The organism is Kribbella sp. NBC_00709, from assembly GCF_036226565.1.
In the GTDB taxonomy this organism is placed as follows: domain Bacteria; phylum Actinomycetota; class Actinomycetes; order Propionibacteriales; family Kribbellaceae; genus Kribbella.
In genome coordinates this window covers 1,290,732-1,305,066 of sequence record NZ_CP108996.1, presented here as the reverse complement: position 1 = coordinate 1,305,066, position 14,335 = coordinate 1,290,732, and the positions used below count along the sequence as shown (strand labels likewise).

At 69.7% G+C, this 14,335-nt stretch carries 15 protein-coding genes and 1 pseudogene; 5 read left to right on the top strand and 11 right to left on the bottom strand.

The window, feature by feature from the left end:
- Positions 1-19: 19 nt before the first annotated feature.
- Entirely contained in the window at positions 20-664 is a 645-nt protein-coding gene (gene msrA, locus OHA18_RS06300) for a peptide-methionine (S)-S-oxide reductase MsrA (RefSeq protein ID WP_329002774.1), read from the bottom strand.
- 88 nt (positions 665-752) lie between these two features.
- Positions 753-2,195, bottom strand: coding sequence for a MocR-like transcription factor YczR (yczR, locus tag OHA18_RS06295; protein ID WP_329002773.1), 1,443 nt, complete (start codon positions 2,193-2,195; stop codon positions 753-755).
- A 63-nt stretch (positions 2,196-2,258) separates the two neighbouring features.
- Here yczR and yczE point away from each other — a divergent pair, with 63 nt between their 5' ends.
- Both yczE and OHA18_RS06285 read left to right on the top strand, forming a co-directional pair.
- Positions 2,259-2,915: a membrane protein YczE gene (gene yczE, locus OHA18_RS06290; protein WP_329002771.1), complete on the top strand. Its 657-nt coding sequence runs from the start codon at positions 2,259-2,261 to the stop codon at positions 2,913-2,915.
- Between the two features lie 71 nt (positions 2,916-2,986).
- On the top strand, positions 2,987-3,283 hold the full coding sequence (locus OHA18_RS06285) for a DUF1905 domain-containing protein (RefSeq protein ID WP_329002770.1): 297 nt from the start codon (positions 2,987-2,989) through the stop codon (positions 3,281-3,283).
- 102 nt (positions 3,284-3,385) lie between these two features.
- Here OHA18_RS06285 and OHA18_RS06280 read toward each other — a convergent pair whose 3' ends face one another.
- Both OHA18_RS06280 and OHA18_RS06275 read right to left on the bottom strand, forming a co-directional pair.
- Entirely contained in the window at positions 3,386-5,047 is a 1,662-nt protein-coding gene (locus tag OHA18_RS06280) for a hypothetical protein (protein ID WP_329002768.1), read from the bottom strand.
- Between the two features lie 8 nt (positions 5,048-5,055).
- The gene (locus OHA18_RS06275) at positions 5,056-5,637 is read right to left on the bottom strand and encodes a hypothetical protein (RefSeq protein ID WP_329002766.1); all 582 of its coding nucleotides are present in this window, start codon (positions 5,635-5,637) and stop codon (positions 5,056-5,058) included.
- A gap of 178 nt (positions 5,638-5,815) precedes the next feature.
- Between OHA18_RS06275 and OHA18_RS06270 the strand changes: the two genes are divergently transcribed.
- The 3 genes from OHA18_RS06270 to OHA18_RS06260 are packed head-to-tail and all read left to right on the top strand — an operon-like array spanning position 5,816 to position 9,612.
- Positions 5,816-6,970: a cystathionine gamma-synthase gene (locus tag OHA18_RS06270; RefSeq protein WP_329002765.1), complete on the top strand. Its 1,155-nt coding sequence runs from the start codon at positions 5,816-5,818 to the stop codon at positions 6,968-6,970.
- Between the two features lie 10 nt (positions 6,971-6,980).
- Positions 6,981-8,351 carry a glutamate mutase L gene (locus OHA18_RS06265; RefSeq protein ID WP_329002764.1) on the top strand — a complete coding sequence of 457 codons (1,371 nt, stop codon included), beginning with the start codon at positions 6,981-6,983 and terminating at the stop codon, positions 8,349-8,351.
- Between the two features lie 31 nt (positions 8,352-8,382).
- Positions 8,383-9,612 (top strand): AI-2E family transporter, encoded by a 1,230-nt coding sequence (locus OHA18_RS06260; protein ID WP_329002762.1) that lies wholly within the window; start codon positions 8,383-8,385, stop codon positions 9,610-9,612.
- On the opposite strand, the pseudogene OHA18_RS06255 reads toward OHA18_RS06260, so the two are convergent.
- The 7 genes and pseudogenes from OHA18_RS06255 to OHA18_RS06225 form a co-directional block, all read right to left on the bottom strand.
- Positions 9,609-10,331, bottom strand: a pseudogene (locus OHA18_RS06255) (nucleotidyl transferase AbiEii/AbiGii toxin family protein); the annotation flags it as partial. The gene OHA18_RS06260 and the pseudogene OHA18_RS06255 sit on opposite strands and share 4 nt — an antisense overlap.
- A 61-nt stretch (positions 10,332-10,392) precedes the next feature.
- Positions 10,393-10,749: a transcriptional regulator gene (locus OHA18_RS06250; protein ID WP_329002761.1), complete on the bottom strand. Its 357-nt coding sequence runs from the start codon at positions 10,747-10,749 to the stop codon at positions 10,393-10,395.
- Positions 10,746-11,405: a nucleotidyl transferase AbiEii/AbiGii toxin family protein gene (locus OHA18_RS06245; RefSeq protein WP_329002760.1), complete on the bottom strand. Its 660-nt coding sequence runs from the start codon at positions 11,403-11,405 to the stop codon at positions 10,746-10,748. Before OHA18_RS06245 ends, OHA18_RS06250 begins: the two co-directional genes overlap by 4 nt.
- 83 nt (positions 11,406-11,488) lie before the next feature.
- A complete protein-coding gene (locus OHA18_RS06240; RefSeq protein ID WP_329002759.1) occupies positions 11,489-12,622 on the bottom strand; it encodes a hypothetical protein in 1,134 nt (377 codons plus the stop codon).
- Positions 12,623-12,630: 8 nt separating this feature from the next.
- Positions 12,631-13,212 (bottom strand): hypothetical protein, encoded by a 582-nt coding sequence (locus tag OHA18_RS06235; protein ID WP_329002758.1) that lies wholly within the window; start codon positions 13,210-13,212, stop codon positions 12,631-12,633.
- A 113-nt stretch (positions 13,213-13,325) separates the two neighbouring features.
- On the bottom strand, positions 13,326-13,631 hold the full coding sequence (locus tag OHA18_RS06230; RefSeq protein WP_329002757.1) for a hypothetical protein: 306 nt from the start codon (positions 13,629-13,631) through the stop codon (positions 13,326-13,328).
- Entirely contained in the window at positions 13,628-14,215 is a 588-nt protein-coding gene (locus tag OHA18_RS06225; RefSeq protein ID WP_329002756.1) for a hypothetical protein, read from the bottom strand. Before OHA18_RS06225 ends, OHA18_RS06230 begins: the two co-directional genes overlap by 4 nt.
- Positions 14,216-14,335 lie beyond the last annotated feature (120 nt).

Here is a 14,335-nt window from a genome sequence, read left to right as displayed (position 1 = left end):
GGGCATCGGGGTGAATCTGTCAGGCGTCAGCCGGGAACTTCGCGCCGGTGTTGCTGTGGCACCGGTACCCGTTGGGGTTCTTGTGGAGGTACTGCTGGTGGTGGGCCTCGGCGTAGTAGAACGTGGTGGCGGGGGCGATTTCGGTGGTGATGTCGCCGTAGCCGAGGGGCTTGATGACCGGGGCGTAGAGGTCGCGGGTGCGTTCGGCCTCGGCGCGCTGGGCGTCGGTGGTGTAGTACACGGCCGAGCGGTACTGCGAACCGAGGTCGTTGCCCTGGCGCATGCCCTGTGTCGGGTCGTGGGTCTCCCAGAAGACCTTCAGCAGGTCGGTGAAGGTGGTCTTGGTCGGGTCGTACACGACCCGGACGGCCTCGGTCTGGCCGGTCCGGCCGGTGCAAACCTCTTCGTACGTCGGGTTCGGGGTGTAACCGCCCGCGTAGCCGACGGCGGTGGTGTACACGCCGGGCTGCTGCCAGAAGATCTCCTCGGTGCCCCAGAAGCATCCGGTGCCGAACCAGACCTCCTCGAACCCCTCGGGCGCGGCGGCGGTCTGCGGCGTGTGCAGGACGATGTTCTCGTCCGGTACGGCGAAGCCCGGGGTAGCGCGGCCAGGCAGCGCGGCCTGCGGCTCGACCATGGCGGTATTGCGGGTGAAGAACGACATTCTCACGCCTCTCGCAGAGTGACTCTCATAGTCTCTCAACGCCCGATCTAAGGCGAACCTTCCCCACCCTCCTTACGGCGCGATGACGTCACGCGATCATCGCGGCGGTCCGGCGGCCGCGGGTCAGGCCGGTGGTCAGGGCGGCGTACGACGCGGCAAGGCGGCGTACTCCGTCGCGGAGTGCATCCGGGGGCAACGTGTACGGCAAGCGGATGAACGACTCCAGACCGCCGTCGGGTGAGAAGCGCGCTCCGGCTACCAGCAGTACGCCGTTCCGCTCCGCCAGCCCGACCAGACTCGACCCGACCGGCTCCGGCAGTTCGCACCACAACGACAGGCCGCCGCCCGGCAACCGGAACCGCCACGACGGCAGCTCCTCGGACACGGCCTCGGCCAGGGCGTCGCGCTGCCGGGTGATCGTCAGCCGGCGGTCCGGCAGCAGCGAATCGCGCTCGCGCAGCAGCCGCGCGACGACCAGTTGCTCCAGCACCGGCGCCCCGAGATCGAGCGAAGCGCGGGCGTCGAGCACCTGCGCGACCAGCGCCTCCGGCACCCGCATCCACCCGATCCGCAGGCCGCCCCAGAACAGCTTGCTCGCCGAACCGACCGTGATCACGCCTTCCGGGTGGTACGACGCGAACGGCGGCGGCATCTCCTGACCGTCCAGCGACAACCCGTACAGCGTCTCGTCGACGATCGCCAGCGTCCGGCTCCGCGCGAACGCCGTGGCCAGCCGTTTGCGATCCTCCGCGGCCATCAACCACCCGGTCGGATTCTGGAAGTCCACCACCATCCAGGCCGCCCGCGGCGCGGTCTGCCTAATAGTTGCCTCCAGCAACGGTAGGTCCCAGCCGCCCGGGCTCATCGGGGTCGCGACGATCCGGCAGCCGCTGTGCCGGATCGCGTCGACCGAGTTGGGATGCGTGGGGCTCTCGGTCAGCACCCGGTCGCCGATCTGGGTCATCGCCCGGATCGCGATCGAGGTCGCGGCCAGCGCGCCGGCGGTGATGATGATCTGGTCCGGCGAGGTCGGCAGCCCACGTTCGGCGTACACGGCCGCGACCTCCGCCCGCAGCTCCGGCAGGCCCTGCGGGTGGTAGCCGGGGGTGGCGAGCTGCGCCGGGAGCTCGTGCATGGCCGATGCGACGGCCGCGCTGATGCCCGGGATGGCGGCCGGTGCCGCCGCGGTGAAGTCGTAGTGCCCGTCGGTCTCGAACGTCGGCGCGTGGTGCCGGCTGAGCGCAGGCTGGACCCGGCCCGGGAGCGCGGTGACGCTGCCCGACCCGCGGCGGCTGATCAGGTACGCGCGGTCGCGCAGCTCCCGGTACGCCGACGCGACCGTCGTACGGCTCACTCCGAGGGCATCGGTCAGCTCGCGCTCACTCGGCAGCCGCGAACCGGGCGTGATCCGGCCGTCCGCGATCAGCAACCGCAGTCGCTCGGCGAGCAACCGGTACGCCGGTCCAGTCCCGTCGGCCCAGGCGCCGAGCAGGGCGACGAGCGTGGTGGCCGGGAGGTATTGCCCCTTCATGCAGTCCACTATGACGCAATTGGCTATCGAATACCAGGCCACTTGCCCCTGACACTGGGGTATGTGACCGCCACCTCCGATGCCCCGCCGCGCCAGCTCGCGCTGATCAACCCGATCCAGCAGCTGAAAGCAGGCCACCTTCCGCGCCGCCTCGTGCAGTTGTACGTCGGGTTGACGCTGTACGGCGCCTCGATGGGCCTGATGATCCAGGGCAACCTCGGCCTGGACCCGTGGGACGTGTTCCACTCCGGCATCACCAAGCACATCCCGCTCAGCTTCGGCACCGTCGTGATCGCGGTCAGCTTCGTCGTACTGCTCGCCTGGATCCCGCTGCGCCAGTGGCCCGGCCTCGGCACGATCAGCAACGCCATCGTGATCGGCCTGGTCACCGACCTGACGTTGGCGACGGTCGACCGCCCGGACGCGCTCTGGCTCCGGATCGTCTTCATGCTGGCCGGCGTCGTCGTCAACGCGCTGGCCGGTGCGCTCTACATCGGCGCCCAGTTCGGCCCCGGCCCGCGCGACGGCCTGATGACGGGCCTGGTACGCCGTACCGGCCTGAGCGTCCGTCTGGTCCGAACGTCGATCGAACTCACCGTCCTCGCCACCGGCATCCTCCTCGGCGGCTCGATCGGTGTCGGCACCGTCGTCTATGCCCTCACGATCGGCCCGCTCGTCCATTTCCTGCTGCCGATCTTCACAGTCCGCCTGAAGTCCTGAGGTTCGGCCGGACCTCAGGACTTCAGGCCATCCGGCTCAGCCGGTGCGACGGGGGATGAGAGGGTGGCGTGGTGAGTACGTATCGGTTCTCGGCGCCGCTGTGGCAGTACCCGGGCGAGGGCAGCTGGTACTTCGTGACGGTCCCGGAGGACATCAGCGACGACATCACCGACCTGACCGCGGGGCGGCGCAAGGGGTTCGGGTCGGTGCGGGTGACGGTCACGGTCGGTGGCAGCACCTGGCAGACGTCGGTCTTCCCGAGCAAGACCGGCACCTATGTGCTCCCGGTGAAGAAGCCGGTCCGACTCGCCGAAAACCTGACCGAAGGCACCCCCGTCGACACCCGCCTGGCCCTCACCGACCTCTAGCCGGCACTGGTCGCTGCAAGGGTTGAGGGCTGGTACGACGAACGCCGCCGGGGTGAGCGGCGGCGTTCGTGGTGGTGCGTGTTGCGGGTCCGGCGGTGTTGGTCAGTTGCTGCGGCCGCTGTCCTTGGTGGACCTGCTCGCGCCCTGGCCGGTGCGTTGGGCGGCGGGGTCCTGGCGGCCGGCGTTGGCTGTTTTGGCGGCATCCTCCGCCGATGACGGCTGAGGCGGCGCGACGTCGCCGGCCGCGTGGGCGGCCAAGGCGGCTTGCTCTTTCGCTGCCAGTTGCTTGGGGTCCGTGACTGCCTGCTGTCCCTGAGGGTCTCCGCCGTTGGCCTGAGTGTTGCCTTCTGGGTCCTCGGCGATCCCGCTCCAGACCTCACCTCTGCCCGGCTGCTGCCCGGCCCGCACGGCGTGCTGTCCAGCGGCGTCGACCTGCGGCTGACCGCCTTCCCGGTCGCCCTGGCCTACCTGCTGCTCACCGCTCCCGGCAACGGGCGCCTGAGCGCCACCGCCCACCTGCTGCTCGCCACCAACCTGCGGGTCGTCACCGACCTGGGCACCTTCGGCAACTTGCGGGCCGTCGCCAACCTGCGCGCCTTCGGCGACCTGCGGGCCGTCACCGACCTGGGCACCCTCGGCGACCTGCGGGCCGTCGCCAACTTGCGCGCCTTCGGCAACTTGCGGGCCGTCGCCAACCTGCGCGCCCTCGGCGACCTGCGGGTCTTCGCCGGCCTGGGGGCCTTCGGCAACCTGCTGGCCTTCGGGGTTTTCGGCGAGTTGTTGCTGGTCGGCGCCGGGCTGTTGGGGGCCTTCGTCGGTTCGCACGATGGGGTGCTGGCCGACGTTGTGGAGGTTCGGGTCGAGCTGCTGGTTGGTCTGCTGGTTGACCTGCGGACCCGACTGCTGCACCTGGTTGTACAGCGCGCTCAGGTTGGCGTTCTCCTGCTGGATCTGCGCCATCCGGGTCTCGATCAGCTGCTTGATCTCGCTCTGCAGCCGCTGGAACTCGGCCATGGCCTGGACCAGCGCCTGCTCGGTCTCCCCAAGGCCGCTCGTTCCGATCTGCTGCGCCGTAGCCGCAAGCTGCTGCACCGCGGACACCGGTCCTGCCCCCTGCTGCAACTGCTGCCCCTGGAGCCGCTGCCCTTGCACCTGCTGCCCCTGCTGACCTTGCAGCTGCTGGCCCTGCCCCTGCCCCTGCAGTTGCTGACCAGGCGCCTGCTGCCCCTGTTGCCGCGCCCCGTACACCTCGGGTCTGAAGACCTGCTCCATCCGGCCCTGGACCGTGTTCGCGATCTGGGTCCTGGTCATGGACGGGTCGTTCCCGATCGCCAGCCTGACGTTCGGGTCGGCGTTCTTGGCTTCCTTGACGGCCAGGACCATCGCGGCCTTGACCATCTTCCTGCCGTGCCGCACGTCCCGCCAGCGAGAGACCCCTCTGGCTGCTTGGCGGAGCGGGTTCCTCGTCGGGGCCTGCTGGCGCTGGGTCCGCAGCATCCGGTTGGTCGCAGCCTGGCCCTGCCGCTGCGCGACGTCGGCGAACTGCGGCCCACCGTTCTGCGCGTTGACGGCCGTCTGCGCCAGCCGCTGCAGGTGCGACGGCGTCATCCGGGAGCTGCCGATGCGAGCCAGGACGTCTCTGTCCCAGTTCTTCACGTCGCGGGCGGCCAGCGCGTAGCCGGCCTTCATCGTCTTGGTGCCGCGTGACCTGGCACGCCAGCGGGAGATCCGCCCCTGGCGGGGTTCCGAGGAGGGCTCGCTCATCAGGTCTCCTAGTCGATGTACACGGCGTAGTTGACCCCGACAGACGTCGTCAGCGGGTCCTTGCTGGGCTTGTTGCTGTACAGGTGGATCTGGGCGCCCGGGCGCAGCCAGACCGCCAGGTGCCGGCGGCCGGTCCCGGCGCCGGGCTCCCACTCGTCGGCGAATGTGACGCTGCTCTCGTCACCGACGTAGTCGGGCTGCCCCCAATGCCTGGTGGCGAGCATGAGGTGGGCCGGCCAGTGCTCGTCCAGCCCGGCCTCGGCGGCGGTGATGTCGTCCGGACCGATCTCGTACGCCGACCAGCCGCTGTCCGGGCAGTCCGGGAACGCGAGCCCGTCGAACACGATCATCGTCGTGCCCCGCCGGGTGGTGAAACCCCAGGAGACCATCTCGGCGCCGATGACTTCGCCGGCCTCCAGCGGCCACGGCTGCCAGGACGTCCGGCCCATCACGCGCTGCACCAAGGCGCGCACAACCTCCGGACCGGCGTCGTCGCCGTCCGGACCGGCGATCACGCCCCAGTCCAGGATCTCGGCGAGGTCCGCCATCGCCAGGTCGTCCTGGTCGAGCGGCCTGTCCTGCGTCTTCATCCGGCCCCGTCGTCCTTCCTCTCGGTCCCCGGCGGCAACCACTGACCGCAACCGTAGGCGGCGAAGTGGGTCATTCGCCAGCCAGTACGACGCGGCTGTGGACAACCTGGATCCCTCCGATCGTCTCAGCTCCGGGCGGCATGCACGGCCGGATCAGACCAGGCCGTACGCTGGTCCGGTGAACACGGAACACCACTACGGCTTCGAGACGCTCGCGATCCACGCCGGAAACGAGCCTGACCCGACCACCGGTTCGGTGGTCCCGCCGATCTATGCCACCAGCACCTATAAGCAGGACGGCGTCGGCGGGCTGCGCAACGGCTACGAGTACTCCCGGTCGGCGAACCCGACCCGGACGGCGCTCGAGGAGTGTCTGGCCGCGATCGAGGCGGGCAGCCGCGGGTTCGCGTTCGCCAGCGGGCTGGCCGCCGAGGACACGCTGATCCGGTCGTTGTGCGTGCCCGGTGACCACGTGGTGTTCCCCGACGACGCGTACGGCGGCACGTTCCGGCTGTTCTCCAAGGTGCTCGGCAACTGGGGCGTCGAGATGACGCCGGCCGCGGTCACCCACCCGGAGGCGATCCGCGCCGCGATCCAGCCGGGCAAGACCAAGGTGGTCTGGCTCGAGACCCCCACCAACCCGTTGCTGAACGTCGCCGACATCGCCATCGTCGCCCAGATCGCGCACGACGCCGGTGCGCTGCTGGTGGTCGACAACACGTTCGCCTCGCCGTACCTGCAGCAGCCGCTGGAGCTCGGCGCCGACGTGGTCGTCCACTCGACCACGAAGTACATGGGCGGGCACTCGGACGTGGTCGGCGGTGCGCTCATCGTCCGCGACGCCGAGCTGGCCGAGAAGATCGCCTTCCACCAGAACGCGATCGGCGCGGTCGCCGGGCCGTTCGACTCGTGGCTGGTGCTGCGCGGCATCAAGACGCTCGGCGTCCGGATGGACCGGCACAGCGACAACGCCGAGAAGGTCGTGGAGTTCCTGCAGCGGCACAACTCCGTCAGCCAGGTGCTGTATCCCGGGATCGACGGGCACCCGGGCCACGAGACCGCCGCCAAGCAGATGAAGCGGTACGGCGGGATCGTCAGCTTCCGCGTCACCGGTGGCGAGAAGCAGGCGCTGGACATCTGCAACAAGGCCGAGGTCTTCACGCTGGGCGAGTCCCTGGGCGGCGTCGAATCGCTGATCGAGCACCCGGGCAAGATGACCCATGCCTCGGTCGCCGGCACCCCGCTGGAGGTGCCCGCCGACCTGATCCGCCTGAGCGTCGGCATCGAGACCATCGACGACCTGCTCCAGGACCTCGACCACGCGCTGTCCTGATCGGTGATTCGTGAGTCTGGTTGTTGCGGTTGATTTCGGGTCGACGTTCACGAAGGCGGTTGCGGTCGATGTCGGCTCGGGCGAGTTGGTGGCCCGGGCCGAGCACCGTACGACGATCGACACCGACGTGATGGACGGCTGGAACGCCTGCCGGATCGTGCTCGAGGAAGCCGATCGTGGCGTCAAGAAGGCCGAGGTGCTGGCCTGTTCGAGTGCGGGCGGCGGGCTGCGGATCGGTGTCGTGGGCAACGAGGAGCTCGTCACCGCGGAGGCTGGTAAGCGGGTCGCGTTGTCCAGCGGCGGCCGGGTGGTTGCCGTCGTCAACGGTGGGCTGACGGCAACTGGTCAGAAGGAGCTGCGCAAGGACCGCCCGGACGTCGTGCTGCTGCTCGGCGGGACCGACGGCGGCAACTCGGCGGTGCTGCTGAAGGCGGCCGAGACGCTGGCGAAGTACAGCTGGCGGAAACCGGTCGTTGTCGCGGGCAACGTCGACGCGCAGGCCGAGATCCGCGAGCTCCTGAGCAACGCCGCCGTACCGCACGTGCTCGCCGGCAACGTCGTACCCGAGATCGGCGTGTTCGCGCCGGACAGCGCCCGGGCCGCGATCCGCGAGATGTTCCTCGCGCACGTGATCGGCGGCAAGAACCTGTCTCGCGATCCGTCGTTCGCGAGCATGATCCGCGCGGCGACGCCGGACGTCGTACTGCGCGGCGTCGAGGTAGTGGCGGGATTGCACGGCGACGTCGCGGTCGTGGACATCGGCGGCGCGACCACCGACGTGCACTCGGTGATCGAGCTCGACCCCGAGGACGCGAACCTCGGCCGCGAGGTGGTCGCCACCCACCCGGTCACCCGGACCGTCGAAGGCGATCTCGGGATGCGCTGGAGCGCCGTACCGGTCGTTGCCGCGGGCGCCGAGGCCGGGCTGATCGCGAACGTGGACGAAGTACGAGCTGCCGCCGAACGCCGGCACGACGATCCGTCGTACCTGCCCGACAGCGAGACCGAGAGAACGTACGACGAAACGCTGGCGAGCATCGCCGCGACGGTCGCGCTCCGGCGGCACGCGGGACGGCAGCGGATCGTGTTCGGGCCCGGCGGGCGGGTGATCGAGCGATCGGGGAAGGACCTGCGCGAGGTGGACCTGCTGGTCGGGTCCGGGGGAGTACTGCGGCACAACCCGCCGGAGGTCGCGGCCCGGATCCTGGGCTCGATCGGGACGAACGCGCAGGAGGAGGGCTGGCTCGTCCCACAGCGGGCGGAGGTCTGCGTCGACGCGGACTACGTGCTGGCAGCCGTCGGTCTGCTCGCGGACGACGAGCCGAAGGCGGCGGAGGGGCTGGCCGCGCACATTCATGGAACCGGCACCAGCGGGCACTAGTCTCAGCAGCAACCGAGCTGCGGAGGGTTTGATGAGCGAGGCGGGGCGGGACGACCAGGCGGGGTCCGAGACGCACGAGGAGGAGAGCCCGGTCGCGGACAACCAGGTCCTGGACGAGGCGGGCGGGTCGGAGCAGCTTCCTGCGGACGTGGCGCCGGTCGACGACGCCGGTGTGACGCGCGGGATGTACATCGCCAGCACGTGGGCCTGGCGGTTCCTCGTGATCGTGGCGGCCGGGGTCGTGATCGGGTACGGCATCCGGTACCTGTCCGAGGTCTTCGTACCGATAACCGTCGGCGTACTGCTGACCGCTCTGCTCGTGCCCGTCACCAACGGCCTGCAGAAGCTTCGCCTCCCACGCGGGGCCGCGGCCGGGGTGACCGTGATCGCCACCGTCGTGCTGGTCGCCGGGCTCCTCACGCTGGTCGGCACCCAGATCGCGGGCCAGTTCGACAGCCTGTCGACCCAGGTCGGCGAAGGCGTGCAGAAGCTGCGCGAGCTCGGCCGGATCAACTTCGGGCTCACCGATCAGGACGTCACCAACGCGATCAAGACGCTCCGCGAACAGATCACCTCCGGCGGCGCGCTCGGCCAGCAGGCCGCAGCGGTGGGTACGACGGCCACGCATGTGGTCGCGGGCCTGTTCATCTCGTTGTTCTGCTTGTTCTTCTTCCTCTACCAGGGCAATCAGATCTGGGCGTGGCTGGTCCGGCTGTTCCCGCGCCGGGCCCGCGACAAGGCGGACTCCTCGGGCCGGCGGGCGTGGGTCTCGCTGACCGCGTTCGTCCGCGCGACGATCATGGTCGCCGCCGTGGATGCGATCGGCATCTCGCTCGGCGCCGCGATCCTCGGGCTGCCGCTGGTGAGCGCGATCGGCATCCTGGTGTTCGTCGGTGCGTTCGTCCCGGTGGTCGGCGCGCTGGTCAGCGGCGTGGTCGCCGTACTCGTCGCGCTGGTTGCCAAGGGCCCCATTGTGGCGATCGTGATGCTCGCGGTCGTCATCGGCGTACAGCAGCTGGAGGCCCACGTCCTGCAGCCGTTCCTCCTCGGCCGCGCGGTCAGCGTCCACCCGCTCGCCGTCATCCTGTCGATCGCCACCGGAGTAGTCGTCGCCGGCATCGTCGGCGCCCTGGTCGCCGTCCCCACCGCGGCCGTCCTGAACGCCATCGTCAACCACCTGGCCGGCAACGACGAAGACCCCGAACCCCCACGCCGCACCCTGGCCAGACGCCGGCCCCTCCCGACTCCTGCCGGGGACTAGCTCCCGCGCTCACCCTTCGCACGTTCCTGGTTGAGCGACGGCCCGCGCCGCGCAGCCGTGCCCTGCGTCTGGTTCGCGGGTCCGGATCCGGCCCGGGCCTGGCCCGCCTCCGTGACTCGCATCGCGGTGTCCATGTCGGGATGCGACGCGCGGGTCCGGATCTGCTCGGCCCAGTTGCCCAGGTCCTCCTTGAGTGCAGCGGTCTGCTCCGCGCTGAAGCCGTGCTCGGCGTACTTCGCGTCCGGGATCCGCGCGGCCTGGTCCAGCTGATAGGCGAAGCCGTCGCGGTCGATGCCCGACAGTTCACGCTCGTCGCCGAGCGCGAGCAGGTCGTCGCGAGAATACCGGCCGGACTGCACGGCGGCCTCGAGATCGATGAAGTGCTTGGCCTCGGCGCGGTCGTAGGCCGCACCGACCTTCGAGCCGACCGAGTCCTCGACCGAGAGCATCGGGCCGACCTCGGTCTCGACCGGCGGCCGGCTGCGGAAGTCGCGGCCGATATCGACCTGGGTGCTGCGGCCGTCCTTGCTCACGCTCAGCTTGGCGTGCTCGCCCGACTGCTCGAGCATGCCGACCTGGTAGCCCTCCTCGCGGTACGCCGACTGCAGCCGGTCCATCGTCTGGCCGAAGTTGCCCTGCCGGTCGGTGAACAGGTCGACGTCCTCCGGCGTCCGGACGCCGATCCCGTGCTCCTTGTAGGCCTGGCCGCCGGCGAGCGCGACCCGTCGTCGCGGATCGCGGAGAGACCGATACGGGCGACTTGAGCGTGTTCGGCGTCCATCACTGCCAGATCCCGCCCGCGCCGATCTGGGCGAGCTGCGGGAACGCGGTGTGCCACCGCCGGACGCAGTACCGCGGCAGGTGGAGCTGCGGCCAGAGCTCGATCAGCAGGTCCTTGTTCACCAACCGGGTGAGCTGGTCGAGCGTGGAGGCCTCACTGAGCACCGTTTGGTACAGGTACTGACGGTCGTCAGGGTTGCCGAGGTCGTAGACACGCTGCGGGCCCCAGCCGACAGAGACCGGGATCTCGACCATCCCGGTCCGCGGGCCGGTCAGCTGGTCCAGCGAATCCGGCACGACGTAGGGGATCCGGGAGGCGTAGGAGTCTCCGGGCTGGGTCCGGCGCGGCTCGTTCATTCGCCCATCTTCTCTGATGGCCGGTCCAGTCGCTCGGCCCATTGCTCCGCCGTACGTCGGATTCGCGCGATCAGCTCGGCTGAGGCGCCGTACCACTGGAACCCCGCGTCCGGCAGCCGACTGCTCGCGCGTAGCTGGCCGGCGAGCATCGTCCGGTCCAGTGGCGTGACCTCACGCTGATCGGCGAGCGCCAGGAGCGCGTCGGTGCTGTAGCGATCGCTGTCGAGCACGGCCTGTACGTCGATGAGGTCGCGGGGCTCGAGGCGTGAGTACACAGCTCCCACCTTGCTGCCGATCGCATCCGCCTCGGAGAGCACCGGTCCAAGGCTGGTGATCGTCGGCGGGAGCAACCGGTGGTCGACGGCCAGGTCCGCTTTGGCGGCCGTATCGTCGTCAGTCACCACGAGCCGGGCGAACGTCGGGACCTGTCGGACGACCTCGACTTGCAGGCCGGCAGATCGGTAGGCGGTGACCAGGTGCTCGATGGCTTCGGCGAAGGTGTCGGGGTCGAGGTCGTTGGTGAACAGGTCGATGTCGTCGGACTCCCGGTTGCCGAAGCCGTGCACCTGGAGGGCATAGCCGCCGGCTAGCACGAAGCCGTGGTCGGCCAGGGCTTGCAGGCCGAGAGTGGCCATCCGAGTCTGGAGCGGGTTCATGGAGTCAGTCTGCCCAAGTGGTCGCCGGACAACGGAAGACGCCGCCGAGGCAGGCTCGGCGGCGTCTTGTTGGTTGCGTTGGGTCAGCGCTTGATGCCTGAGCCCTTGTCGGTGCTCTTGTTGAGGCTGGGGTTCGTCTGCTCACCCTGCCCGCTGGTCTGCGGCTGCGCCGGGGCGGAGACAGCCTGGCCGGCCGGGGCGACGCCGCTGAGGGCGCGCATCGCGACCTGCTGAGCCTCGTGGGTCTGGGCGTCCACCTGGGACTGGGACTGCTGGGCCATGCCCTGCAGGATCTCGTTCCGGGCTTCCATGGTGGGAGCGTTCATGGCCGCGCTGAAACGCTGAGCCATCTCCGCCCGGTCCTTGGCAGTGAAGTTGTTCGACTGCAGGCTCGGATCGTGCCGGCCGGCGTTGAAGCTCGCCAGCGTGCTCTCGGCCTTGATCATGGTGTTGTTGAACTTGCCCTCGAACCACCGCCCGACCTTGCCAGGCGCCGCACGTACGGCGTCCCGGGCGTCGCGAGCACCGCCGACAACCGCGTCCCGGGTGTTCCGAGCGCCATCCGCGATGTTCTGGCCCGTCTGGTTCAGACGGTCGGCACCGGTCTGCCATGCCTGGTCGAGCCGGACCTGCCCGCGCTGGGCCATGTCGACAACCCGGTCCCGGCCCTCCTGGTAGGCGCCGGCGATCTGCTGGCCCGTCTCGGTCACGCGGTCCACGCCACGGTTGTACGCGCCGGCAACCTGCTGTCCGACCTGCTGACCAACCTCGGTAGCGCGGTCCACTCCGCGGTTGTAGGCGCCGGCAACCTGCTGACCGACCTCGGTGGCCCGATCCCGTACGTCGCGCGCACCTTGCACGGCCATGTCCCGCGCACCCTGATAGGTATTCGTGGCGCCTTGTACCGCGGCGTCGCGGTACTCCCGGGCCTGGGTGGCCAGGGTCTGCGCCGCCTCGCTGATCCGCTGCTGGGTGTTGTCGTAGGTGAGGTGAACCCGGGCGACGGCGCCGCGGTACGCGTTGGCGATCCGGTCCCGCATCGGGTCAGTGTTCGCCGCCCGCATCAGGTTCGCCTGCTGGCGGTCGTCGAGGCTGATGAAGTTGACCGCCGCCTGCCGCTGGTCCGGCGTCATACCCACGAAGGCGGTGAGGTTCTGCTGCTGCTCCTGAGACAGGTTGGCGAACCATCCACCTGGCCCCTCAGTTGGTGTCGTCATTGCGTCTCCTAGTTGATGTAGATCGCGTAGCTGACACCAACTGCGCTGGTCAGCGGGTCGCGGGTCGGCTTGGTGCTGAACAGACGGAAGTGCGCGCCGGGCAGGGTCCAGGCGGCCAGGTGGCGCTTGTCGGCCCCCGCTCCCGGAGCCCAGTCGTCGAGGAAGCCCGGCATGTTGTCGTCACCGACGTACGCCGGCTCGCCGAAGTACTTGGTCGCCAGCGCGAGGTGGTCGCCCCAATGGGCGTCCAGCCCGGCCTCGGCCTCGGCGATGTCGCCCGGGCCGATCTCGTACGCGCACCAGCCGCTGTTCTGGGCATCGGCGAACGCGAGGCCGGGGAACACGATGATCGTGCTCTTGCGCTTGGTGGTGAAGCCCCACGAAGCCAGCACCGGGTCGATCTGCTCACCCGCGGCGAGCGGCCAGGGCTGCCAGTCGGTGGCGGCGGTGACCCGCTGCACGATCGCCCGGACGACCTCCGGTCCGCTCTCGTCGTTGTTCGGTCCGGCGATCGCCGACCAGTCGGTGACCTCGGCGAAGTCGGCGAAGGCCCGGTCGTCCTCGTCGAGTGGCCTGTCCTGCGTTTTCATTCCGGGCTTGTTCCTTCCGTCGGTGCTCAAGCCGTCGTCGGCAGAAACCGTACGGCGGTGTAGGGGTCATGGAATGTGCTGAAAACCAAGGCGTTTCCGGTCTGATCCGGTCCTCAGCGCTCGGGGCGTTGCGGACCGGTTGCCCGCTGGTTCTGCGCGTGGCTGCCGGGCGTCGAACGTGCTCCGGTGTTGTCCGCGGCGCGGGCCGGGCCAGGTGGGCGCAACCCCGCTTGGATTCCCGGGTCCAGCCCGATCGGCGGCGCGGCGGCCGGACCTCCCGCGGCGGCGAGACGTGCGTGCCGGTCCTGGGTCATCGAACCCTGCGAGACGCTGCTGTCGGGCCCGGTGGGAGCCGGGGTGCCGGCGTTCGCGTACAGGTCGTCCCGTTGCTGGGTTCTGGCGTCGTTTGCAGGCCTCATGTCCCCTCCTCGTTGAGGTAGACCGTGTAGTTGATTCCGACCGACACCGAAACGCGGGTCGGCTTGTTGCTGTACAGATGGATCTCGGCGCCGGGCGGCGTCCACACGGCCAGGTGCCGTCGGTCGGCGCCCGCACCGGGCGACCAGTCGTCGACGAATCCGGCCTTGCTCTCCACTCCGACGTACGCGGGCTGTCCCCAGTGCCGGCAGGCGAGGTCGAATTTCTCCGGCCAGTGTTCGTCGAGCCCCGCGGCCGCGGCCTTGACGTCCGCGGGCTCGAGCGCGAACGCGACCCAGCCGCTGAACGGGCTGTGCGGCAGCACCTGGTCGTCGTACACCGCGAGCTCGGTCTTGCGGCGGGTCAGGAACCCCCAGCCGTCGAGCTGCTCGTCGATGACCGTCCGGCGGTTGATCGGCCAGGGCTTCCAGCTGGTCGCGGACTTGACCCGGCGGATCAGCCGGCGCACCGGAACCGGGCCGGTGCTGCCCGTCTGCGGGCCACCGAGGCGTCGCCAGTCGCGGACCTCGGCGAGGTCCGCCATCGCACGGTCGTCGTCGTCCAACGGCCGGTCAAGAGTCTTCATCCGTGAAAGCTTTCCTGTCCTCGCGGTACGTCACACTCTGCAGTCGAAGCTACGGCCCCGGTGGGGTCAGGCGGCGCGTTCGTCTCGTGTCCGGCACAAGAACAGCCGCCCTGGGAAGCT